The following is a 24010-nucleotide window of genomic DNA, read 5'->3' on the forward strand; positions in this document are numbered from 1 at the left end:
TCACAGCCCCAGGCGGGCCAGCGCCTTCTCGCTCTCCAGCCCACACGCCCGCGCGCCGCCCGCCGTCCACGCCGCCGCGCACAACGCCCGCAGCCCGTCCAGCGGTTCACCCTCACCGGCCAGCTCCAGCCGGTCTGCGCCCGCCGTCGCCGTCCACCCGCCGCACCGGAAACCCTCACCCGTCCGGGTGACTTCCGGCTGCCCGGTGAGCAGTCCGCGCAGATCGGCGTCGACGTACGTCGGCCGGTGCTCGGGCGGGGCGGACAGCAGCCGCGCCCCGTCGGTCACCCCGGTCAGCACCAGCAGCGAGTCCACCCCGCCGTTGAACGCGCCCTCGATGTCCGTGTCCAGCCGGTCGCCGACCACCAGCGGGCGCCGCGCCCCGGTGCGCAGCACCGTCTCGCGGTGCATGGGCGGCAGCGGCTTGCCCGCCACCTGCGGCTCCGCACCCGTGGCGATCCGGACCACCTCCACCGCCGCGCCGTTGCCCGGGGCGATGCCGCGCGCGCTCGGGATCGTCAGGTCCGTGTTGGAGGCGAACCACGGCACCCCGCGCGCGACGGCGTAGGCCGCCTCCGCGAACCGCCCCCACGGCATCTCCGGGCCGCCGTATCCCTGGGCCACGGCCGCCGGGTCGTCGTCGGCCGAATCCACCGGCTCCAGGCCGCGTTCGCGCAGCGCCACCCGCAGTCCCTCACCACCGATGACCAGCACCCGCGCCCCCTGCGGCAGCTGTTCGGCGATCAGCCGGGCCACCGCCTGCGCCGAGGTGACGACGTCCGACGCCTCGGCCCGTATCCCCAGGTCGGTCAGGTGCGCGGCCACCGCGTCCGGGGTGCGCAGGGCGTTGTTGGTGACGTACGCCAGGTGCATGCCGCCCGCACGGGCGGCGGCGAGCGAGTCCACGGCGTGCGCGATGGCCTCACCTCCCGCGTACACCACCCCGTCCAGGTCGAGCAGCGCCGTGTCGTACGCCTCGCTCAGCGCCCGCGCACTGCCCTCGGGACCGGTCCTGACGCCCTGACTCATTCCGCATCGCTCCTCGTGTGCCGGTTTCCCCCGATCATCCCTCATGCCACTGACACACGTACGATGCCGGGATGAACACAGCAGGTCACTCGCCGGCAACACCGCGCCGCGGCCTCGACCTCACTCCGTTCCGGGGCCTCCGCTACGACCCCGACCGGGTCGGCAGTCTGGCCGCCGTGACGTCACCCCCCTACGACGTCGTCGTACGCCCCGACGGACTGCACCACCTCCAGTCCGCCGACCCCCACAACATCGTCCGGCTGATCCTGCCCCAGGCCGGCACGCCCGACGCCCGCAACGAACAGGCCGCCGACACCCTGCGCCGCTGGCTCGCCGAGGGCGTCCTGACCACCGACCCGGAACCCGGCCTGTACGTCTACGAGCAGCGCGACGGCGACGGCCTGCTGCAACGCGGCCTGATCGGCGCGCTGCGCGTCTCGGACCCGGCGGAGGGCGTGGTGCTGCCGCACGAGGACGTGATGCCCCACGTCGTCGCCGACCGCGCCGCTCTGATGCGCGCGACCAGCGCCAACCTGGAACCGCTGCTGCTGACCTACCGCGGCAACGGCTCCACCGCCGCGACGACCGTGATCATCGAACGCACCGCCGAACGGCCCCCGCTGCTCTCCACCACCACCGAGGACGGCTTCGGCCACCGCCTGTGGGCCCTCACCGACCCCGCCGACCTGGCCGGGATCCGGGAGGACCTGGCCACGCACCAGGCCCTCATCGCCGACGGCCACCACCGCTGGGCGACCTACCGGCGCCTGCGCGCGGAGCACCCCTCGCCCAGCGCCTGGGACTACGGCCTCGTCCTGCTGGTGGACACCGCCCGCTATCCGCTCCGGGTCCGCGCCATCCACCGCCTGCTGCACGGACTGCCGGTCGCCGACGCGCTGACGGCGCTCGGCGGCCACTTCCGGGTGCGGCGGCTGGACGGGACGCCCCTGGCCAAGGCGCTGGAGGTGCTGGCGGACGCGGCCTGCGCGGGCAACGCCTTCCTCCTCGCGGGCGACGGCTCCTTCCATCTGGTGGACCGCCCCGACCCCGGTCTCCTGGACCGTACGGTCCCCGCCGACCGTCCGGCGGCCTGGCGCAGGCTCGACGCGACCGTCCTGCACGCCACGCTCCTGGAGCACGTCTGGGACATCCCCGAGGACGATCCCGCCCGTATCGCCTACATCCACGACACCGCCGCCACCGTGGCGAAGGCCGAACGCGACGGCGGGACGGCCGTCCTGCTGCACCCGGTCCGCGAGGACGTGGTGCGCGAGCTGGCCCGGCAGGGCGTCACGATGCCCCGCAAGTCGACGTCGTTCGGCCCGAAACCGGCGTCTGGGCTGGTGCTGCGGGCACTGGAGCTGTGAGGGCGGGGAGGCCGTGACGCACGAAGGGCGGGCCCCGGCCGGTATCGACCGGGGCCCGCCCTTCGTCACTCTCGTCGTCACTCTCGCGGCGCAAGGACGCTCGAGGACTCAGTCCTTGTCGACGCCTTCGTCGTTCTTGGCCTCGACGGCGCTCTCGTCGTTCTCGTCGTTCTCGTCGTTCTCAGCGTCGTCGGCGCCGCTGTGCTGCGGGGCGGCTTCGGGCTCGTCGGCCTTGTCCGTCGCGGCGACCGCGTCCGACGCGTCGGCCGTGTCGTTCTCGCCGTGCTCGTCGAGCGCGTCGGTGAACTCCACACCGTCCAGCTCGGCCAGGCGGTCCGACGCGTCGGTGCTGCCGTCCCGGTCGGCCTCGACGGCCTTCGCGAACCACTCGCGCGCCTCGGACTCCCGGCCGGCGGCCAGCAGCGCGTCGGCGTAGGCGTAGCGCAGCCGGGCGGTCCACGGCTGGACGGAGTTCGAGGCCAGCTCGGGGCTCTGGAGCGTCACGATGGCCGCGTCCAGCTGATCCATGTCGCGCCGGGCACCGGCCGCGACGAGCCGCATCTCCACCTGCCCGGCCTTGTCGAGCTTGTGCACCTCGGGGGCACCGGCCATGTCCAGCGCCTTCTCCGGCCGGCCGAGCCCGCGTTCGCAGTCCGCCATGACGGGCCACAGCTCCACGTTGCCGGTCATCCGCCGCGCGGCCCGGAACTCCGCCAGCGCCTCGCTGTATTTCTGGCTCGCGTACGCGGCGAACCCGGCCGCCTCGCGCACGGCCGCGACACGCGACGCCAGCCGCAGCGCGACCCTGGAGTAGCCGTAGGCGCCCTCCGGGTCCTCGTCGATCAGCCGGGCGACCATCACCAGGTTCCTGGCGACATCCTCGGCGAGCGTCTTCGGCAGGCTCTGCAACTCCTGCCGTACGTCCTTGTCGATCTCGTCGCCGGTGACCTCCTCCGGGATCGGCAGCCGCTTGATCGGCTCCCGGTCGCGGTCCCGGTCCCGCTCGTCACGGAAGCGGCCGCCGCCACGGCGGTCGTCGCGACGGTCGTCCCTGCGGTCGTCCCGCCGGTCGTCACGACGGTAGGACGGACGGTCACCCTCGCGGCGGAAACCACCCGGACGTCCCCCGCGGTCACCACGGTCGCCCCGCTCCCCGCGATCGTCGCGGCGGAAGCCGCCGGGACGTCCGCCCCGGTCGTCACGGCGGTCATCCCGGCGGTCGTCACGACCACCACGGAAGCCACCGCGGTCGCCACGGTCATCGCGGCGGTCGTCCCGCCGGTCGTCCCTGCGGTCGTCGCGGCGGTAGGTGGGCCGGTCGCCGCTGTCACGACGGAACCCGCCACGGTCGTTGTCCCGCCGGTCGTCGCGACGGTCGTCCCGCCGGTCGTCACGGCGGTAGGTGGGCCGGTCGCCGCTGTCACGGCGGAAGCCACCACGGTCGCTGCCGGGGCGGTCATCCCTGCGGTCGTCGCGGCGGTAGGCGGGGCGGTCGCCGCCCTCGCGGCGGAAGCCACCGCGGTCGCCGCTGTCCCGGCGGTCGTCACGACCACCACGGAAGCCACCGCGATCGCCACGGTCATCGCGGCGGTCGTCCCGCCGGTCGTCCCTGCGGTCGTCACGACGAGCGCCGTACCCACCGCGGTCACGGTCACGGTCGTCACGCCGGCCGTACCCACGGTCGTCGTCACGCCGGGCGCCGTACCCGCCACGGGTGTCGTCGCGGCGGTCGTCCCGCCGGTCATCGCGGCGGTAGGTGGGCCGGTCGCCGCTGTCACGGCGGAAGCCACCACGGTCGCTGCCGGGGCGGTCATCGCGACGGTCGTCACGGCGGTAGGTCGGGCGGTCGCCGCCCTCGCGGCGGAAACCGCCGCGGTCGCCGCTGTCCCGGCGGTCGTCACGACCACCACGGAAGCCACCGCGATCGCCACGGTCATCACGACGGTCGTCCCTGCGGTCGTCACGGCGGTAGGTGGGGCGGTCGCCGCTGCCACGGCGGAAGCCACCACGGTCACCGCTGTCCCGGCGGTCGCCGCGGTCGGGACGGTCCGAGCGGTCGTCGCGACGGCCGCCGTACCCACCGCGGTCACGGTCACGGTCGTCACGCCGGCCGTATCCACGGTCGTCGTCACGACGGCCGGTGTAGCCACCACGGTCGTCGCTGCGGCGCGGCCCGCCGCGGAAGCCGCCACGGTCACCGCGTTCGCCGCGGTCACCAACGTCCCGGCGGCGCTGATCGCGGTCCGGACGCTCGTCGGGAGAGTTGGTGGACATCGGTGACTCCTGTCTGCTGTACCGCAAAATCATTCTCACGCAACCGGGTACCCGGCGCGCTCCAAGCTGTGTGTGACGAAAAAACAAAAGGACCCCTGGTCCCAGCTGAACGCTGGTGACCAGGGGTCCTCCAAAGATTGTTCGGCGGTGTCCTACTCTCCCACAGGGTCCCCCCTGCAGTACCATCGGCGCTGTAAGGCTTAGCTTCCGGGTTCGGAATGTAACCGGGCGTTTCCCTCACGCTATGACCACCGAAACCCTAATGGTTTCGAGCGAACAAGCACACTCTTTAATTGTGAGTTCAGCTCAAAGCCGGCAACTGTTCGTTGCCTCAGAACTTACACAGTGGACGCGAGCAACTGAGGACAAGCCCTCGGCCTATTAGTACCGGTCACCTCCACACGTTACCGTGCTTCCAGATCCGGCCTATCAACCCAGTCGTCTACTGGGAGCCTTACCCCATCAAGTGGGTGGGAGCCCTCATCTCGAAGCAGGCTTCCCGCTTAGATGCTTTCAGCGGTTATCCCTCCCGAACGTAGCCAACCAGCCATGCCCTTGGCAGAACAACTGGCACACCAGAGGTTCGTCCGTCCCGGTCCTCTCGTACTAGGGACAGCCCTTCTCAAGACTCCTACGCGCACAGCGGATAGGGACCGAACTGTCTCACGACGTTCTAAACCCAGCTCGCGTACCGCTTTAATGGGCGAACAGCCCAACCCTTGGGACCGACTCCAGCCCCAGGATGCGACGAGCCGACATCGAGGTGCCAAACCATCCCGTCGATATGGACTCTTGGGGAAGATCAGCCTGTTATCCCCGGGGTACCTTTTATCCGTTGAGCGACGGCGCTTCCACAAGCCACCGCCGGATCACTAGTCCCGACTTTCGTCCCTGCTCGACCCGTCGGTCTCACAGTCAAGCTCCCTTGTGCACTTACACTCAACACCTGATTACCAACCAGGCTGAGGGAACCTTTGGGCGCCTCCGTTACCCTTTAGGAGGCAACCGCCCCAGTTAAACTACCCATCAGACACTGTCCCTGATCCGGATCACGGACCCAGGTTAGACATCCAGCACGACCAGACTGGTATTTCAACGACGACTCCACACACACTGGCGTGCACGCTTCAAAGTCTCCCAGCTATCCTACACAAGCCGAACCGAACACCAATATCAAACTGTAGTAAAGGTCCCGGGGTCTTTCCGTCCTGCTGCGCGAAACGAGCATCTTTACTCGTAGTGCAATTTCACCGGGCCTATGGTTGAGACAGTCGAGAAGTCGTTACGCCATTCGTGCAGGTCGGAACTTACCCGACAAGGAATTTCGCTACCTTAGGATGGTTATAGTTACCACCGCCGTTTACTGGCGCTTAAGTTCTCAGCTTCGCCCCACCGAAATGGAGCTAACCGGTCCCCTTAACGTTCCAGCACCGGGCAGGCGTCAGTCCGTATACATCGCCTTACGGCTTCGCACGGACCTGTGTTTTTAGTAAACAGTCGCTTCTCGCTGGTCTCTGCGGCCACCCCCAGCTCACGGAGAAAATCCGATCACCAGACATGGCCCCCCTTCTCCCGAAGTTACGGGGGCATTTTGCCGAGTTCCTTAACCATAGTTCACCCGAACGCCTCGGTATTCTCTACCTGACCACCTGAGTCGGTTTAGGGTACGGGCCGCCATGAAACTCGCTAGAGGCTTTTCTCGACAGCATAGGATCATCCACTTCACCACAATCGGCTCGGCATCAGGTCTCAGCATATGCAAGGCGGATTTACCTACCTCGGCCTACACCCTTACCCCGGGACAACCACCGCCCGGGATGGACTACCTTCCTGCGTCACCCCATCACTCACCTACTAACCGCTCGGTTCAGCGGCTCCACCACTCCCCTCAACTCCGAAGAGATCAGGGCGGCTTCACGGCCTTAGCATCACGATGCTCGATGTTTGACGCTTCACAGCGGGTACCGGAATATCAACCGGTTATCCATCGACTACGCCTGTCGGCCTCGCCTTAGGTCCCGACTTACCCTGGGCAGATCAGCTTGACCCAGGAACCCTTAGTCAATCGGCGCACACGTTTCTCACGTGTGAATCGCTACTCATGCCTGCATTCTCACTCGTCAACCGTCCACGACTACCTTCCAGTGCCGCTTCACCCGGCAGACGACGCTCCCCTACCCATCCACACACCCGTTGGGGCTATTTGCGTGAATGACACGACTTCGGCGGTACGCTTGAGCCCCGCTACATTGTCGGCGCGGAATCACTAGACCAGTGAGCTATTACGCACTCTTTCAAGGGTGGCTGCTTCTAAGCCAACCTCCTGGTTGTCTCTGCGACTCCACATCCTTTCCCACTTAGCGTACGCTTAGGGGCCTTAGTCGATGCTCTGGGCTGTTTCCCTCTCGACCATGGAGCTTATCCCCCACAGTCTCACTGCCGCGCTCTCACTTACCGGCATTCGGAGTTTGGCTAAGGTCAGTAACCCGGTAGGGCCCATCGCCTATCCAGTGCTCTACCTCCGGCAAGAAACACACGACGCTGCACCTAAATGCATTTCGGGGAGAACCAGCTATCACGGAGTTTGATTGGCCTTTCACCCCTAACCACAGGTCATCCCCCAGGTTTTCAACCCTGGTGGGTTCGGTCCTCCACGAAGTCTTACCTCCGCTTCAACCTGCCCATGGCTAGATCACTCCGCTTCGGGTCTTGAGCGTGCTACTCCACCGCCCTGTTCGGACTCGCTTTCGCTACGGCTACCCCACAACGGGTTAACCTCGCAACACACCGCAAACTCGCAGGCTCATTCTTCAAAAGGCACGCAGTCACGAGATACAGCAAGCTGCATCCGACGCTCCCACGGCTTGTAGGCACACGGTTTCAGGTACTATTTCACTCCCCTCCCGGGGTACTTTTCACCATTCCCTCACGGTACTATCCGCTATCGGTCACCAGGGAATATTTAGGCTTAGCGGGTGGTCCCGCCAGATTCACACGGGATTTCTCGGGCCCCGTGCTACTTGGGTGTCTCTCAAACGAGCCGCTAATGTTTCGACTACGGGGGTCTTACCCTCTACGCCGGACCTTTCGCATGTCCTTCGCCTACATCAACGGTTTCTCACTCGTCCCACGGCCGGCAGACCGTAGAAGAGAGATCCCACAACCCCGCATACGCAACCCCTGCCGGGTCTCACACGCATACGGTTTGGCCTCATCCGGTTTCGCTCGCCACTACTCCCGGAATCACGGTTGTTTTCTCTTCCTGCGGGTACTGAGATGTTTCACTTCCCCGCGTTCCCTCCACACTGCCTATGTGTTCAGCAGCGGGTGACAGCCCATGACGACTGCCGGGTTTCCCCATTCGGAAACCCCCGGATCAAAGCCTGGTTGACGACTCCCCGGGGACTATCGTGGCCTCCCACGTCCTTCATCGGTTCCTGGTGCCAAGGCATCCACCGTGCGCCCTTAAAAACTTGGCCACAGATGCTCGCGTCCACTGTGCAGTTCTCAAACAACGACCAACCACCCGTCACACACCGAACAAACGATGCTTCACCGGGGCCGGCAAACTGAGGGCATCATTCCCTCAGGACCCAACAGCGTGCCCGACACGTTCCATCCATCCCCTTGCGTTCCACGCCGAAGCAGTACTAGCAGAAGACATCCGAACCGTGCCGAATAGTCAACGTTCCACCCATGAGCAACCGTGCAGAACATTTGCCTGCATTCGGCTATGTGCTCCTTAGAAAGGAGGTGATCCAGCCGCACCTTCCGGTACGGCTACCTTGTTACGACTTCGTCCCAATCGCCAGTCCCACCTTCGACAGCTCCCTCCCACAAGGGGTTGGGCCACCGGCTTCGGGTGTTACCGACTTTCGTGACGTGACGGGCGGTGTGTACAAGGCCCGGGAACGTATTCACCGCAGCAATGCTGATCTGCGATTACTAGCGACTCCGACTTCATGGGGTCGAGTTGCAGACCCCAATCCGAACTGAGACCGGCTTTTTGAGATTCGCTCCACCTCACGGTATCGCAGCTCATTGTACCGGCCATTGTAGCACGTGTGCAGCCCAAGACATAAGGGGCATGATGACTTGACGTCGTCCCCACCTTCCTCCGAGTTGACCCCGGCGGTCTCCCGTGAGTCCCCAGCACCACAAGGGCCTGCTGGCAACACGGGACAAGGGTTGCGCTCGTTGCGGGACTTAACCCAACATCTCACGACACGAGCTGACGACAGCCATGCACCACCTGTACACCGACCACAAGGGGGACCCTGTCTCCAGAGTTTTCCGGTGTATGTCAAGCCTTGGTAAGGTTCTTCGCGTTGCGTCGAATTAAGCCACATGCTCCGCCGCTTGTGCGGGCCCCCGTCAATTCCTTTGAGTTTTAGCCTTGCGGCCGTACTCCCCAGGCGGGGCACTTAATGCGTTAGCTGCGGCACGGACGACGTGGAATGTCGCCCACACCTAGTGCCCACCGTTTACGGCGTGGACTACCAGGGTATCTAATCCTGTTCGCTCCCCACGCTTTCGCTCCTCAGCGTCAGTATCGGCCCAGAGATCCGCCTTCGCCACCGGTGTTCCTCCTGATATCTGCGCATTTCACCGCTACACCAGGAATTCCGATCTCCCCTACCGAACTCTAGCCTGCCCGTATCGACTGCAGACCCGGGGTTAAGCCCCGGGCTTTCACAACCGACGTGACAAGCCGCCTACGAGCTCTTTACGCCCAATAATTCCGGACAACGCTTGCGCCCTACGTATTACCGCGGCTGCTGGCACGTAGTTAGCCGGCGCTTCTTCTGCAGGTACCGTCACTTCGCTTCTTCCCTGCTGAAAGAGGTTTACAACCCGAAGGCCGTCATCCCTCACGCGGCGTCGCTGCATCAGGCTTTCGCCCATTGTGCAATATTCCCCACTGCTGCCTCCCGTAGGAGTCTGGGCCGTGTCTCAGTCCCAGTGTGGCCGGTCGCCCTCTCAGGCCGGCTACCCGTCGTCGCCTTGGTGAGCCACTACCTCACCAACAAGCTGATAGGCCGCGGGCTCATCCTGCACCGCCGGAGCTTTACAGTCTCCAAGATGCCTTGGAGACTCGTATCCGGTATTAGACCCCGTTTCCAGGGCTTGTCCCAGAGTGCAGGGCAGATTGCCCACGTGTTACTCACCCGTTCGCCACTAATCCCCACCGAAGTGGTTCATCGTTCGACTTGCATGTGTTAAGCACGCCGCCAGCGTTCGTCCTGAGCCAGGATCAAACTCTCCGTGAATGCTTCCCCGTAATCGGGGCGACACCACGAGAGCGGAACCAAGAGGAAGGAATGTTCCCCCGGTTCACAGCGTCCTCGCTGTGTTTTCTTCAAAGGAACCTCGTCCCGGCCATGACGGCCGGAGACGGGGTATCAACATATCTGGCGTTGACTTTTGGCACGCTGTTGAGTTCTCAAGGAACGGACGCTTCCTTTGTACTCACCCTCTCGGGCTTTCCTCCGGGCGCTTCCCTTCGGTCTTGCGTTTCCGACTCTATCAGATCCTTTTTCGATCCGATTCCCTGTCGGGGGGGGCGTCTCGGGCTTTCCGGCTTTCGCCGTCCGGCCTTTCGACATTCACTACGTTAGCCGATTCCCGTCCCGATTCATAATCGGGTCCGACGAGTTCGAATTCGGGCATGCAGGCACACCAGAATCGACCCCGGCGAAGGGGTGCGAGCTAGATAGTGGGTTGGCCGCTCCGGCTGCTGGCAAACGCCGTACCCGGTTCAGCGGCTCGGGATACATTACGCACCTTCCCGAGGCGAGTCAACTTCGGCGCTTCTTGGGCACGTGGGCGCGGTACGGGCTCACCGTCGGGTCGTCGGCGACCCAGTAGCGCCAGGGGTGGACGTCGCCGTTGCCGCCCTCGCCGGCGACGCCGGTGCGGGGGCCGCTGCGGACCTGGCCGGAGGGTGTCGGTATGCCGGTGAGGATGCGGATCGGGGTGTCGCCCGCCGCGCAGGCGTCGGTGCCGTCCAGGGCGCGGTCCACACCGAGGGCCGTGGCCAGCCGGGCGGGGCCCTTGGCCAGTTCCTTGTCGTTGCGGGCCGAGAGCCTGCGGGTGCGGGCGAGTTCGGCGCCTTCCGTGATCTCGCCGGCCCGGAGCAGGACCCCGCTCGCCTGTCCTTCCGGACCGCACACCAGGTTCATGCAGTGCCACATGCCGTAGGTGAAGTAGACGTACACGTGTCCGGGCGGGCCGAACATCACGGCGTTGCGGGGCGTACGGCCGCGGTAGGCGTGGGATCCGGGGTCGTTCGGGCCGTCGTATGCCTCGACCTCGGTCAGGCGCAGGACGATCGGGCCGTCGGGGGTCGTCCGGACCAGGGTCCGCCCCAGGAGGTCGGGGGCGACCTCCAGGACGGGACGGTCGAAGAAGTCTCTGGGCAGCGGCGTACGGTCCGAGGGCGCGATCATGGCTTCCGAGCGTAGTCCAGACGGGTGGGTCTCAAGGACTGGTCAAAGATCCCTCCCCTTGCCAGGGTGTGGACGCGGAACCGGTCGGGGCCGCATCGCGTATGTAGGGATCAGGGATCCACACCGTATAAGGAGAGTCATGGCGTTCAGGAAGCTGCTCGCGAGCCTCGGAGCCGGCGGGGCGTCCGTCGAGACCGAACTGCACGAGGTCAACGTCGTGCCGGGCGGTGTCGTCCAGGGCGAGGTGCGGATCCAGGGCGGGTCCGTGAACCAGGCGATCGAGGGTCTTTCGGTCGGGCTGCAGGCCAGGGTCGAGGTGGAGAGCGGCGACGAGGAGTACAAGCAGAACATCGAGTTCACCAAGGTGCGGCTCGGTGGGGCCTTCGAGCTCCAGGCCGGTGCCGTGCACACGGTGCCCTTCGGTCTGGAGATCCCCTGGGAGACGCCGGTCACGATGATCGACGGGCAGGCGCTGCGCGGCATGAACATCGGAGTGACGACGGAGCTGGCGATCGCCCGTGCGGTGGACTCCGGTGACCTCGACCCGATCAACGTGCACCCGATGCCGGCGCAGAAGGCGATCCTGGACGCGTTCATCCAGCTGGGCTTCCGGTTCAAGCACGCGGACATGGAGCGCGGTCACATCCGCGGGACACGGCAGCGGCTGCCGTTCTACCAGGAGATCGAGTTCTACCCGCCGTCGGAGTACCGGGGTCTGAACGAGGTCGAGCTGAGCTTCGTCGCCGACGAGCAGGCGATGGACGTGGTGATGGAGATGGACAAGAAGCCCGGTCTGTTCAGCGAGGGCAGCGACACCTACCGCTCGTTCCAGGTGGGCCTGCACGACTATCAGCGCACCGATTGGGCGGCGTATCTGCACCAGTGGATCGCCGAGGTCGGCAGCAAGCGGAGCTGGTTCTAGCAAGGCCCTAAGGTCGGTACCGACAGCCGGAACGATCAGAACGACCAGGAGGTACCGAGGTGCCCGAGCTGAAGCGGCGGCCACTCCCCCACGACTTCCATCCGCCCGTGCCGTCGTTCACGGTGACGAGCGACGACGTGCAGGAGGGCGCGAGGCTCAAGGACGCCCAGGTCCAGTCGGCGGGGAACACCTCGCCGCAGCTGCGCTGGGAGGGTTTCCCGGCCGGGACCAAGAGCTTCGCCGTCACCTGCTACGACCCGGACGCGCCGACGGGCAGCGGGTTCTGGCACTGGGTGGTGTTCGACATCCCGGCCTCGGTGACGGAGCTGCCGGCCGGTGCGGGCGGCGGGAGGTTCGAGGGCCTGCCCGAGGGCGCGGTGCACGCGCGCAACGACTACGGGTCGAAGGACTTCGGCGGTGCCGCGCCGCCGCCCGGGGACGGGCCGCACCGGTACGTCTTCACGGTGTACGCCGTCGATCAGGACAAGCTCGGTCCGGACGCGGACGCCTCGCCCGCCGTGGTGGGCTTCAACCTGCGGTTCCACACGCTGGCGCGGGCGCAGCTGATCGGTGAGTACGAGGTGCCCGCCGAAAGCTGAGCCCCCCGCCGCGCGATTTCGCGTTCACGGAACGTTTGCCCGCCTCTGGTCTTGGAAGTGATCGGAGGCGGGCATTTTTATTGCGTTGTCCATCCCGACGCGCCCGTAGAGAGTTGAGCCGGGCCCGCCGGGGGGTGGGCAGGTGCACACGGGAGGTGGGCCGGATGCGGGACACGCTGGTGCTGAACGCGAGCTTCGAGCCGCTGTCGACGGTGACGTTGAACCGAGCCGTGGTGCTGGTGCTCCAGGACAAGGCCGTCGTCGAGCAGGCCCACCCCGAACTGCGGATGCGCGGGGCCGCGGTGGACATCCCCGCGCCCCGGGTGATCCGGCTGTGCCGGTACGTACGGGTGCCCTTCCGAAGACAAGCACCGTGGTCGAGGCGGGGTGTCCTGGTGCGTGACCGGCACCGGTGCGCGTACTGCGGGCGGCGGGCGACGACCGTGGACCATGTCATACCGCGGTCGCACGGCGGGCAGGACACCTGGCTGAACACGGTGGCCTCGTGCGCGGAGGACAACCACCGCAAGGCGGACCGGACTCCTCAGGAGGCGGGGATGCCCTTGCTGCGGGAGCCGTTCGAGCCGACACCGGCGGACGCGATGCTGTTCGCGCTGGGCGCGGACGACCGTGCGGCGCTGCCGGACTGGCTGGCCCGCGAGGCCGCCTGACGTCCTCCGGTCCACCGGCCGCGGGCACCCGTGTCTCCGGGTGCCCGTTCTCCGCTGTCCCGGTGTCCTCTGGCCCGGTGTCCTCTGGCCCGCTGCCCCGGAGTCCTGACGGCCCGGCGCCTCAGTCGATGAAGGGCTTCTCGCGGCGTTCGGCGGGGGCGTTCCTGCCGTCGTTCTGGGCCGGTACGGTGCTGCCGCCGCCGTTGCCGCCGCCGCCCGAATTGCCGCCCAGGGGGCCGAAGTTGCCCATGGCGCCGGAGAGTCCCTTGAGGGCGTCGCCGATCTCGCTGGGGACGATCCAGAGCTTGTTGGCGTCGCCCTCGGCGATCTTCGGCAGCATCTGGAGGTACTGGTAGGAGAGCAGCTTCTGGTCCGGGTCGCCGGCGTGGATGGCCTCGAAGACCGTACGGACGGCCTGGGCCTCGCCCTCGGCGCGCAGCGCGGCGGCCTTGGCCTCACCCTCGGCGCGCAGGATCTGGGACTGCTTCTCGCCCTCGGCGCGCAGGATCTCGGACTGCCGCACACCTTCGGCCTGGAGGATGGCGGCGCGCTTGTCACGGTCGGCGCGCATCTGCTTCTCCATCGAGTCCTGGATGGAGGTGGGCGGCTCGATGGCCTTCAACTCGACGCGGTTGACGCGGATGCCCCACTTGCCGGTGGCCTCGTCGAGGACGCCGCGCAGGGCCGCGTTGATCTCCTCGCGCGAGGTGAGGGTGCGCTCCAGGTCCATGCCGCCGATGATGTTGCGCAGGGTGGTGACGGTGAGCTGCTCGATCGCCTGGATGTAGCTGGCGACCTCGTAGGTCGCGGCGCGGGCGTCGGTCACCTGGTAGTAGATGACGGTGTCGATGTTGACGACCAGGTTGTCCTGGGTGATCACCGGCTGCGGCGGGAACGGCACGACCTGTTCGCGCAGGTCGATGCGGTTGCGGATGGTGTCGATGAACGGGACGACGATGTTGAGGCCCGCGTTCAGTGTCCGCGTGTAGCGGCCGAAGCGCTCCACGATGGCCGCGCTGGCCTGTGGGATGACCTGGATGGTCTTGATCAGGGCGATGAAGACCAACACCACCAGAATGATCAGGACGATGATGACCGGTTCCATCGTGGGTTCCCTGTCCCCTCTCCGCCTCGGCGCTCTAGGAAGATCTTATGGGCTCTGCGGCTGTTGAAGATCTTGCTGGTCGAGTCTGACAGACCGTCGACCGCCTCGTGGGGTGTTCGGCGCAGGTCATATGACGATGGCGGTGGCTCCCTCGATCTCGACCACGTCGACCTCGGCCCCGGGCTCGTAGCTGCGGTCGGGGTCGAGCGCCCGTGCGGACCAGGTCTCGCCGGCGAGCTTGATCCGTCCGCCGGCGCCGTCGACGCGTTCGAGCACGAGGGCCTGCCTGCCCTTCAACGCGTCGATGCCGGTGGCGAGTCGGGGACTCTGCCTGCTGTGCCGGGCGGCGATGGGGCGTACGACGGCGAGGAGGGCGACGGAGACGGCGAGGAAGGCGAGGACCTGGATGACGGTCCCGAAACCGAGTCCAGCGGCGATCGCGGCGGCGACGGCGCCGACCGCGAGCATGCCGAACTCGGGCATCGCGGTCACCACGAGCGGGATTCCGAGCGCAGCCGCGCCGACGAGCCACCACACCCATGCGTCGATGTCGTTCACATGGTCATGGTAGGACCGCGGGTCGCGTGACCGACAGGGCGCACGGGGGGTGGCTCGGTGCAGGGTTCGGGGAAGCGGTCGTCAACCGGGGCCGAGGGGGCGGCCGTTGACGGCGACGGCAGGCGAGTCGGCTGTCCGGGCGGGGAGTTCGGCGCGGGTCAGGAGAGCGGGAGGCCCTGGGCGGTCCAGCGGTCGCCGACCTGCTCGACGACGAGCGGGAGGCCGAAGCAGCGGGAGAGGTTGCGGGAGGTCAGCTCCAGCTCCAGTGGTCCGGCGGCGAGCACCTTGCCCTGGTTGATCATCAGGACGTGGGTGAAGCCGGGCGCGATCTCCTCGACGTGGTGGGTGACCATGATCATGGAGGGGGCGATCGGGTCGCGGGCCAGCCGGCCGAGCCGGCGGACCAGGTCCTCGCGGCCGCCGAGGTCGAGTCCGGCGGCGGGCTCGTCCAGGAGCAGCAGTTCGGGGTCGGTCATGAGGGCGCGGGCGATCAGGGTGCGCTTGCGCTCGCCCTCGGAGAGGGTGCCGAAGCGCCGGTCGAGGTAGTCGGTCATGCCGAGGCGGTCGAGGAAGGCGCGGGCGCGCTGCTCGTCGACGTCCTCGTACTCCTCCTGCCAGCCGGCGGTCATGCCGTAGGCGGCGGTCAGCACGGTCTGCAGGACGGTCTGGCGCTTGGGGAGCTTCTCGGCCATGGCGATACCGGCCACGCCGATGCGGGGGCGCAGTTCGAAGACGTCGGTGCCGGGCCTGCCGAGGGTCTCGCCGAGGATGGTGGCGGTGCCCTTGCTGGGGTAGAGGTAGCTGGAGGCGACGTTCAGGAGGGTGGTCTTGCCGGCGCCGTTCGGGCCGAGGATGACCCAGCGCTCGCCCTCCTTGACCGACCAGGAGACCTGGTCCACCAGAGCCCGGCCCTCGCGGACCACGGATACGTCCTGAAGCTCCAGAACATCGCTCATGAGCGCGTTGTCTCCCCTTGCAGTGTGCCGCCGGTCTCGGCTGTCGCGTACGCCTGTGGCTCGGTCCGCCGCGCCGGTGGGCGCAGCCCCCACCGAATCTACGCCACCGGCCGGGCGGGCTGTTCCATCGGTCCGGTCCTTAGGGTGGACGCATGCTCTCGGAACCGCGTTCAGGACGCCTCGCAGCTTGGGGAAATGCCCTTCTTGCCGGACTTGTCGCGCCGGACGACGCCGTGCTCGCCGTGGTGGGTGAGGACGCCGTCCACCGGGTGGCGGGGCTGCCCGGCGAGTCGGGGCCGGTCGGGCTCACGCTCGCGCTGGGGCGGCTGCGCACGCTCGGGGCGGGTGCCCTGCGGGTGGCGCTGCCGGTGCCGGGTCATCCGCTGGGGCTGAGCGGTCCGCCGGAGTTCAACGCGCGGGCGCTGGAGGCCGGTGAGGGGGTGGTGTGCCACGGTGCCGCGCTCGGGCTGGTGCCCGAGGTGCGCGAGGCGGGGCCGGCGGGTGATGTGCACGCCGAGGTGGTCTGGCATGTGCTGCCGGCGCGGGAGGCGCCGCCCGCCGACGTGCCGTCGCTGGGCGAGGCCGAGCGGGAACTCGCCGAGGCGCTGCGGGAGGCGACCGAGGTGCTGTCGCGGCTGGACGTCGCCGGGTCGGGGCCGGTGGCGGAGGCGGCACTCGACGCCTACCGGGCGCGGGCCGAGCGGGGCCGCGAGGTGCTCGCGCCCGGGTATCCGCCGCGGGCGGTGCGGGTGCTGGAGCTGGCGCAGCGGGTGGGGCTGCTGGTGTCGCTGGCGTACGGCAACGGGCACGGCGGCGCGGTGAGCGCGTCGGAGATGGCCGCGCGGGGGGCCGCGCTGCGGCCGGTGGAGCGTACGGCGCGGCGGGCGCAGGTGGCGGCGTACAACTCCGTGATCGAGGAGCGGGAGAAGCGGGAGAGGGGCACGCGGTAGAAGCGGTGGGGCTGCTGCGCGGGGGGTGCTGAGCCGACCGGCCTCCCGGGGTGGACCCGGGAGGCCGTGGGCATCGGTGTGGCGCCGTTCTCAGCGGTTGAGGCCGAGGTTGCCGAAGGCCGGGTTCAGGACGCCGATGACGTTGACGCTGTTGCCGACGGCGTTGACCGGGACGGCGACGGGCACCTGGATGGTGTTGCCCGAGACGACGCCCGGGGAGCCCTTGGCGGCACCGGCCGCCGTGGCGCCGTCGGCGGCGGAGGCCATTCCGGCACCGGCGGCGATGAGTCCGCCGGCCACCATCGTCGCGGCCGCTGCCTTCTTCAGGTTCTTCACGTTCCAAGCCCTTCTGGTGTCCGCCGCGGCAGTCGCCGCGGCACGCACTGGAGAACGGCCGGGGCCCCCGGAGGTTGCGCCATCCGGGGGACATTCCCACGACGGTATGAATCTCAGTCCGGAACGGAACGTTCCGTTGCCGTGCGCCATGCGCCGTGTGCCGTGTGCGTGCGCCATGTGCCAGGTGCCGTGCGCGGTGCCGGTGCGGTCGGGTCAGCCGGCCGCACCGTGGCGTACGGCCCACAGCGCGGCCTGGGTGCGGTCCGCCAGGTCGAGCTTCATCAGGATGTTGGACACGTGGGTCTTGACGGTCTTCTCGGAGAGGACCAGGGCGCGGGCGATCTCGCGGTTGGAGCGGCCGTCCGCTATGAGACCCAGCACCTCGCGCTCCCGGTCGGTGAGGGTGGTGCCGCGGCCCTGGCCGAGGCCGGTGTCCTCCTGGGACAGCAGGGCGCCGGCGACCTCGGGCTGGAGCAGGATATGACCGGCGTGCACGGATCTGATGGCGCCGGCGAGCGCGTCCGGGTCCACGTCCTTGTACACGTACCCGGCGGCGCCCGCGCGCAGGGCCGGGACCACGGTGCGCTGCTCGGTGAAGCTGGTGACGATGAGCACGCGCGCGGCGTTGCCCAGCTCGCGCAGCCTGCGCAGCGCCTCGACGCCGTCCATGACGGGCATCTTGACGTCCATCAGGACCACGTCGGGTCTCAGCTCCTCGGCCCGCTGCACGCCCTCGGCGCCGTCGGCCGCCTCGCCGACCACCTCGATGTCGTCCTGCACCTCCAGGAAGGTGCGCAGGCCCCGGCGGACCACCTGGTGGTCGTCGACGACCAGCACCTTGATTGCGTCAGCCACCCGGGGCCTCCATCTCGATCGTGGTGCCCTTGCCGGGCGCCGATTCCACCGTGAGCGTGCCGCCGGCGCCGCTCGCCCGGTCCCGCATGGAGACCAGGCCGAGATGGCGTCCGGCGCGGCGCACCGCGCGCGGGTCGAAGCCGGTGCCGTCGTCGGTGACGCGCAGGACGGCGCCGGGGCCGCGGCGGTCCAGGGTGACGTCGACATGCGCGGCGCCGGAGTGGCGCAGCGCGTTGTGCAGGGCCTCCTGGGCGACCCGGAGCACGGCCTCCTCCTGGGCGGCCGGCAGCGCGCGGAAGCCGCGGGCGGTGAAGGTGACACGGGCGCTGTGCGCGCGGTCGAGGACCTGGATCTGGGTGCGCAGGGTGGCGACCAGGCCGTCCTCGTCGAGGGCGGCCGGGCGCAGCTCGACCACGGCGGCGCGCAGCTCGTCGGCGGCCTCCGCGGCGAGCACGGCCACCTGCTGGAGCTCGCCCTTGGCGCGCACCGGGTCGCGGTCGACGAGGGCGGCGGCGGCCTGGGCGGTCAGGCGCAGGGAGAACAGCTTCTGGCTGACCGCGTCGTGCAGCTCGTGGGCGAGGCGGGAGCGCTCCTCGGCGATGGTGAGCTCGCGGCTGCGCTCGTAGAGGCGGGCGTTGGTGAGGGCGATGGCGGCGTGCTGGGCGAGAAGGGCGAGCAGTTCCTCGTCCTCCTCCGTGAAGCCGCAGCCGCCGGCCGGCCTGGGGCAGCGCTTGTTGGCCAGGAACAGGGCCCCGATGACCTCGTCGCCGTCGCGGATGGGCAGGCCCAGGAAGTCGGACATCTCCGGGTGGGCGGCCGGCCAGCCCCCGAAGCGCGGGTCGGTGCGCACGTCTGCCAGGCGCTCGGACTCCGTCTGGTGCAGCATCGCGGCGAGGATGCCGTGCTGGCGCGGGAGCGGGCCGATGGCCCGCCACTGCTCCTCGCTGACCCCGTCGACCACGAACTGGGCGAAGCCGCCGTGGTCGTCCGGGACGCCGAGCGCGGCGTACTGCGCGTCGAGCAGCTCGCGGGCCGAGGCGACGATCGTCTTCAGGACGTCGCGCACCTCCAGGTGCCTGCTCATGGCCAGCAGCGCGGCACTCACCGCACCGAGGCCGGACCGGGGGCCTTGACTCATGACCTCACGGTACCGGCGCGGTGTGACAGGGGGATGGGACCTGCGGACGCCTCCGCGGGGCCGCCGGACCTAGGTCTGGGGACGGGGACGGGGACGGAGACGAGGACGGAGACGAGGACAGAGGACAGGGGACGGGGACAGAGACAGGGACAGGGGACGGGGACGCGGCGGGAGTGGGCAGGCCGGAGCGAGGCCGTGCGCGCGGCCGTACGCGGCCGTGTGTCGTCGTATACGGCCCTGCGTGGTCGTACGCGGCCGTGCGTGGTCGTGCGGAGGCCGTACGCGGGCACGCCCATGGCACTACGTCGGCCGCGCTCGTCTCCTCCCTGCGGAGGAGGCCACTCACACAATGCGTTGCGACGGCAACCAACCGTGAGAATGACCCGCCCCCCATGTGAGGACGCACATAGGGCGCACATCACGTACGAAGGGGCATAGGAGAGGACTCTCCCCCGGTGAACGGGACAGGTACCCCAGTCTGTCCCGTTTTGTCGCTTCCTGATCCACTACCCGGCTTCGTACGTCACACCTTTGCCCTCGGATTTTGCGGCAGCTAAGAATTGCTCTCGTCGCTCAGCGCCGCGGATTTCCGTTCGCGGCGTTCGTGTGGGAAGGACCCCCTCCCGCAGTCCGGAGAGCGACCTCCGCGCTACTCGAAGAGGTCCGTTTCACCATGCCTGCAAACTTCCGCATCCCCCGATCCAGTCGTGCCCTGACCCGTACCCACAAGGCCGCCGTCGCCTCTGTCGCCGTCCTCGGTGCCGCCGCGATCGCCTTCACCGCCGTCCCCGGCGGCGACCACACCACCGCGTCCGCCGACACCGTGGCGGCCCCGGTGCAGATCGGCTCGCAGCCGGTCAAGGACGTCAAGGCCAGCGTCACCGACCAGCTCGCCGGCACCAGCGTCAAGATCCAGGCCATCGAGGCCAAGAAGCAGGCCGCCGCGCAGCACAAGGCCCGTACCGCCGCCGCGCAGCACAAGGCCGCGGCCGCGGCCCGCCACAAGGCGGAGGCCGCCCGCAAGGCCGAGAAGGCCGCCTCCCGGTCCGCCGGGCGTCCCCGCATGGAGCCGGTCGCCGCGGCCACCAGCTACGGCAACAACCTCGACGGCTGGATCCGCAAGTCGCTGTCGATCATGCGCCAGCACAACATCCCCGGCTCCTACAGCGGCCTGCACCGCAACATCATGCGGGAGTCCTCGGGCAACCCGATGGCCATGAACGGCTGGGACATCAACGCCCGCAACGGCATACCCTCCAAGGGCCTGCTCCAGGTCATCCAGCCGACCTTCAACACCTACCACGTGCCCGGCACGCCGACGAACATCTACGACCCGGTCGCCAACATCACCGCCGCGGCCAACTACGCCGCCCACCGCTACGGCTCGATCGACAACGTCAACAGCGCGTACTGACCCCAGGGGGTCGGCGCGGACCTCTGACGGCACGACGCGGAAGGGCGGCACCCGGTACGGGTGCCGCCCTTCGCCGCTCTTCGCACGGTGCGCCGCGGTCCCCCGCGGCCCGTGTCACCGCTCGCGTCTCACCGCGCGCGGGGTGCGCCGGCCGTCACTTGCGCATGACCTCCGGCTCGTGGCGGCGCAGGAAGCGCGCCACCAGGAAGCCGCAGACCACACCGAGCGCGATCAGCGCGGCCATGTCGAGGCTCCAGGCCGAGACCGTGTGGTCCCACAGCGGGTCGGTGCTGGTCGGGTCGTCGACGTTCGGGGCGATGTTGTTGAGGTCCAGCGTGGTGCCGGCGCCCGCCACCGCCCAGCGCGAGGGCATCAGGTACGAGAACTCGTTGACGCCGAGCGTGCCGTGCAGCGTGAACAGGCAGCCGGTGAACACGACCTGGATGATCGCGAACATCACCAGCAGCGGCATCGTCTTCTCGGCGGTCTTCACCAGCGAGGAGATGACCAGGCCCACCATCATCGAGGTGAAGCCGAGCGCCATGATCGGCAGGCACAGCTCGAAGAGCGTGGCACTGCCCAGGACCAGCCCCTTGCCGGGGATCTCCCGGCTGGAGAAGCCGATCAGGCCGACCATCAGCCCCTGGAGCACGGTGATCAGGCCGAGCACGACGACCTTCGACATCAGGTACGCCGACCGGGACAGGCCGGTGGCCCGCTCCCGTTCGTAGATCACCCGTTCCTTGATCAGCTCGCGCACCGAGTTCGCCGCGCCCGCGAAGCACGCGCCGACCGCGAGGATCAGCAGGACCGTGGTCGCGGTGCCGTTCGGGGTGGGCAGATGCGTCCGCGAGTTGATCGGGTTGACCAGCAGGCCCTTCTCGTGGTCGATCAGCAGGCTGACCGCGCCGAGCACCGCCGGAAGGATCACCGTCAGCGCCAGGAAGCCCTTGTCGGAGACGATCACCGACACATACCGCCGGATCAGGGTCAGCAGCTGCGAACCCCATGCCTGCGGCTTGGGCGGCCTGATGGCCTGCGGCGGCGGCACGGCCGCCGACTGCGGGGCGACCGCGTCGATGTCCGCGGCGTACATCTGGTAGTGCTGCGAGCCCTTCCAGCGGCCCGCCCAGTCGTAGTCGCGGTAGTTCTCGAACGCCGAGAAGACGTCGGCCCAGCTCTCGTAGCCGAAGAAGTTCAGCGCCTCCTCGGGCGGACCGAAGTAGGCGACGCTGCCGCCCGGCGCCATCACCAGGAGCTTGTCGCAGATGGCCAGCTCGGCCACCGAGTGGGTGACGACCAGGACGGTGCGGCCGTCGTCGGCGAGGCCGCGCAGCAGCGTCATCACATCGCGGTCCATGCCCGGGTCGAGGCCGGAGGTCGGCTCGTCCAGGAAGATCAGCGACGGCTTGGTCAGCAGCTCCAGGGCGACCGAGACGCGCTTGCGCTGGCCGCCGGAGAGCGAGGTGACCTTCTTGTCCTTGTGCGGGTCGAGCTTCAGCTCGCGCAGCACCTCGTCGATACGGGCGTCGCGCTCGGCGCCCGTGGTGTCGGCCGGGAAGCGCAGCTTGGCCGCGTACTTCAGGGCCTTCTTGACGGTCAGCTCCTTGTGCAGGATGTCGTCCTGCGGGACCAGACCGATGCGCTGGCGCAGCTCGGCGAACTGCTTGTACAGGTTCCGGTTGTCGTAGAGGACCTCGCCCTGGTCGGCCGGGCGGTAGCCGGTGAGCGCCTTGAGCAGGGTCGACTTGCCGGAACCGGACGGGCCGATGACCGCGATCAGCGACTTCTCCGGGACGCCGAACGAGACGTCCTTGAGGATCTGCTTGCCGCCGTCGACCGTGACGGTCAGATGACGGGCGGAGAAGGACACCTCACCGGTGTCGACGAACTCCTCCAGGCGGTCGCCGACGATCCGGAACGTCGAGTGGCCGACACCGACGATGTCGGTCGGGCCGAGCGTCGCCGAGCCGCCCTTGGTGATCGGCTGGCCGTTGACGTACGTGCCGTTGTGCGAGCCCAGGTCGCGGATCTCCATGCGGCCGTCGGGCGTCGCGTGGAACTCCGCGTGATTGCGGGAGACCTGGAGGTCGGAGACGACCAGGTCGTTCTCCAGGGCACGGCCGATGCGCATCACACGGCCCAGGGAGAACTGGTGGAACGTGGTGGGGCTGCGGTCGCCGTGGGCCGGCGGCGCCCCCGCGCCACCACCGGGGCCCTGCTGCGGCACCGGCTGCTGCGGGATCGCCGCCGCCTGCGGTGCCTGGGCCTGGGCTTGTTGCCAGCCGGCCTGCGGGTCCGGCTGGACGGCCGGCGGCTGCTGCGCCTGCTGCCCGGCCCAGCCCGCCCCGGCGCCCTGCGCGGCGTAGGGCTGCGCCTGCGGTGCGGCGGCGGCCGCCGCCGCGGCCGAGAGGTTCAGGCACGGGCCGTCGGTGGCGTTGCCGAGGTGGACGGCCGAACCCGGGCCGATCTCCGTCTGCTGGACCCGCTGCCCCCGCACGAACGTGCCGTTGGTGCTGCCGTGGTCCTCGATCACCCAACTGCGGCCGTTGTGGCTGACCGTGGCGTGGCGCCAGGAGACCCTGGCGTCGTCGAATGCGATGTCACCCTGCGGATCACGGCCGAGGGTGTAGGTCCGGGACGGATCGAGCGTCCAGGTCCGTCCATGTGTTTCCAGTACGAGTTCCGGCACTCCAAGCCCCACTGAGTTGTCCCCCGAATTGCCCCCGTAGCGGGGAGTCTAGGGATGTCGAACATCGTGCTGAACTATTCCAGGCTCCGCCCTCTGACCGAAAGCCGGGCCTTGTCATGAGTAGGTAACGCAGGCAACCGGTCGGTGACGCACGTCCGGTGGAAACGAGGACGGAGTGTGGCATTCACCCCGAGGCGGACATGCGGTGGCGGCCGCCCGCGCCGCGCGACGGACGGTCCGCCGGAAGTGACGGACGGTCTGTCCGAGGTACGGCCACGGGGCTGGGGTGCGCGGGGCGGGGTGCGGGGCGGGGCGGGGCGGACGCAGGACCGTCACGGACGGAGGCGTCGTCGGTCGCCGCCGCCCTCGTGAGCTGGGCGGTCAGGGGGCGGCGGGTGCGGGTGCGTCCGGTCCGCGGCGGGGCGGGGCGGGCGCGGACGGAGCCACCGGGGTGGCTCCGCAGTGGCCCCGGGGCGGTCACCGAGGCGGTCGCCGGGGGCGGTGACAGGCGGCGCGGCCGGGGCGGACGGAGCGGGCGGTGTGGCCAGGGCGGACGGATGCGGCTCCGGTCCGGGGGCCGCCCGCTACGCACTCGGTGCCACGGCGGGCCGCCCGGTCGCAGGGGCGCTGAGGCGGACTCCGCCGTCGAGATCGCGCCACCCGGCGGGAGGCCATGGCACCGGGTGCCCCGAGGC

Annotated in this window: 16 protein-coding genes, 3 rRNA genes and 1 pseudogene; 6 read left to right on the top strand and 14 right to left on the bottom strand. The window is 68.7% G+C overall.

The window, feature by feature from the left end; all coding sequences use genetic code 11:
- The gene (locus tag R4Z62_RS06640; RefSeq protein ID WP_491519326.1) at positions 1–1029 is read right to left on the bottom strand and encodes an HAD-IIA family hydrolase; all 1029 of its coding nucleotides are present in this window, start codon (positions 1027–1029) and stop codon (positions 1–3) included.
- Positions 1030–1100: 71 nt separating this feature from the next.
- Here R4Z62_RS06640 and R4Z62_RS06645 point away from each other — a divergent pair, with 71 nt between their 5' ends.
- Positions 1101–2396 (top strand): DUF1015 domain-containing protein, encoded by a 1296-nt coding sequence (locus tag R4Z62_RS06645; protein ID WP_389600860.1) that lies wholly within the window; start codon positions 1101–1103, stop codon positions 2394–2396.
- A 108-nt stretch (positions 2397–2504) separates the two neighbouring features.
- Here the strand turns inward: R4Z62_RS06645 and R4Z62_RS06650 are convergent, their stop codons facing one another.
- From R4Z62_RS06650 to R4Z62_RS06675, 6 genes and pseudogenes are all read right to left on the bottom strand, one after another.
- Positions 2505–3362, bottom strand: coding sequence for a tetratricopeptide repeat protein (locus tag R4Z62_RS06650; protein ID WP_491521846.1), 858 nt, complete (start codon positions 3360–3362; stop codon positions 2505–2507).
- A gap of 54 nt (positions 3363–3416) precedes the next feature.
- Positions 3417–4703: pseudogene (locus R4Z62_RS06655) on the bottom strand (hypothetical protein); the annotation flags it as partial.
- Between the two features lie 106 nt (positions 4704–4809).
- Positions 4810–4926 (bottom strand): 5S ribosomal RNA (rrf, locus tag R4Z62_RS06660).
- A gap of 105 nt (positions 4927–5031) precedes the next feature.
- Positions 5032–8149, bottom strand: a 23S ribosomal RNA gene (locus R4Z62_RS06665).
- A gap of 267 nt (positions 8150–8416) precedes the next feature.
- A 16S ribosomal RNA gene (locus tag R4Z62_RS06670) occupies positions 8417–9940 on the bottom strand.
- Together the 16S, 23S and 5S rRNA genes form the textbook arrangement of a ribosomal RNA operon.
- Before the next feature lie 528 nt (positions 9941–10468).
- Positions 10469–11119 (bottom strand): DNA-3-methyladenine glycosylase, encoded by a 651-nt coding sequence (locus tag R4Z62_RS06675; protein ID WP_491519327.1) that lies wholly within the window; start codon positions 11117–11119, stop codon positions 10469–10471.
- A 139-nt stretch (positions 11120–11258) separates the two neighbouring features.
- On the opposite strand from R4Z62_RS06675, the gene R4Z62_RS06680 reads away from it, so the two are divergent.
- The 3 genes from R4Z62_RS06680 (at position 11259) to R4Z62_RS06690 (ending at position 13311) form a co-directional block, all read left to right on the top strand.
- Positions 11259–12041 carry a sporulation protein gene (locus R4Z62_RS06680; RefSeq protein WP_491519328.1) on the top strand — a complete coding sequence of 261 codons (783 nt, stop codon included), beginning with the start codon at positions 11259–11261 and terminating at the stop codon, positions 12039–12041.
- A 59-nt stretch (positions 12042–12100) separates the two neighbouring features.
- Positions 12101–12640 carry a YbhB/YbcL family Raf kinase inhibitor-like protein gene (locus tag R4Z62_RS06685; RefSeq protein ID WP_355485548.1) on the top strand — a complete coding sequence of 180 codons (540 nt, stop codon included), beginning with the start codon at positions 12101–12103 and terminating at the stop codon, positions 12638–12640.
- Between the two features lie 164 nt (positions 12641–12804).
- Positions 12805–13311, top strand: a complete 507-nt coding sequence (locus tag R4Z62_RS06690) for an HNH endonuclease (protein WP_064532108.1) — start codon at positions 12805–12807, stop codon at positions 13309–13311.
- A 121-nt stretch (positions 13312–13432) separates the two neighbouring features.
- Here R4Z62_RS06690 and R4Z62_RS06695 read toward each other — a convergent pair whose 3' ends face one another.
- The 3 genes from R4Z62_RS06695 to R4Z62_RS06705 form a co-directional block, all read right to left on the bottom strand.
- Complete coding sequence (locus R4Z62_RS06695; RefSeq protein WP_064532110.1) at positions 13433–14416, bottom strand: SPFH domain-containing protein; 984 nt, start codon at positions 14414–14416, stop codon at positions 13433–13435.
- 126 nt (positions 14417–14542) lie between these two features.
- On the bottom strand, positions 14543–14974 hold the full coding sequence (locus R4Z62_RS06700; RefSeq protein ID WP_491519329.1) for an NfeD family protein: 432 nt from the start codon (positions 14972–14974) through the stop codon (positions 14543–14545).
- Positions 14975–15132: 158 nt separating this feature from the next.
- Positions 15133–15930 (bottom strand): ABC transporter ATP-binding protein, encoded by a 798-nt coding sequence (locus tag R4Z62_RS06705; protein WP_026252519.1) that lies wholly within the window; start codon positions 15928–15930, stop codon positions 15133–15135.
- A gap of 152 nt (positions 15931–16082) precedes the next feature.
- On the opposite strand from R4Z62_RS06705, the gene R4Z62_RS06710 reads away from it, so the two are divergent.
- Entirely contained in the window at positions 16083–16880 is a 798-nt protein-coding gene (locus R4Z62_RS06710) for an Rv1486c family protein (protein ID WP_491519330.1), read from the top strand.
- Positions 16881–16970: 90 nt separating this feature from the next.
- On the opposite strand, the gene R4Z62_RS06715 is transcribed toward R4Z62_RS06710, so the two are convergent.
- From R4Z62_RS06715 to R4Z62_RS06725, 3 genes are all read right to left on the bottom strand, one after another.
- The gene (locus R4Z62_RS06715) at positions 16971–17216 is read right to left on the bottom strand and encodes a chaplin (RefSeq protein WP_491519331.1); all 246 of its coding nucleotides are present in this window, start codon (positions 17214–17216) and stop codon (positions 16971–16973) included.
- Between the two features lie 213 nt (positions 17217–17429).
- Positions 17430–18071 (bottom strand): response regulator, encoded by a 642-nt coding sequence (locus R4Z62_RS06720; protein ID WP_355485540.1) that lies wholly within the window; start codon positions 18069–18071, stop codon positions 17430–17432.
- Entirely contained in the window at positions 18064–19209 is a 1146-nt protein-coding gene (locus tag R4Z62_RS06725; protein WP_064532120.1) for a GAF domain-containing sensor histidine kinase, read from the bottom strand. The genes R4Z62_RS06720 and R4Z62_RS06725 overlap by 8 nt, the downstream gene beginning before the upstream one ends.
- Before the next feature lie 673 nt (positions 19210–19882).
- Between R4Z62_RS06725 and R4Z62_RS06730 the strand changes: the two genes are divergently transcribed.
- Positions 19883–20623, top strand: coding sequence for a transglycosylase SLT domain-containing protein (locus R4Z62_RS06730; protein ID WP_491519332.1), 741 nt, complete (start codon positions 19883–19885; stop codon positions 20621–20623).
- Positions 20624–20777: 154 nt separating this feature from the next.
- Here R4Z62_RS06730 and R4Z62_RS06735 read toward each other — a convergent pair whose 3' ends face one another.
- Complete coding sequence (locus tag R4Z62_RS06735; protein WP_355481626.1) at positions 20778–23315, bottom strand: ABC transporter ATP-binding protein/permease; 2538 nt, start codon at positions 23313–23315, stop codon at positions 20778–20780.
- Positions 23316–24010: the final 695 nt, after the last annotated feature.

This window comes from Streptomyces sp. PL-25 (assembly GCF_058344915.1).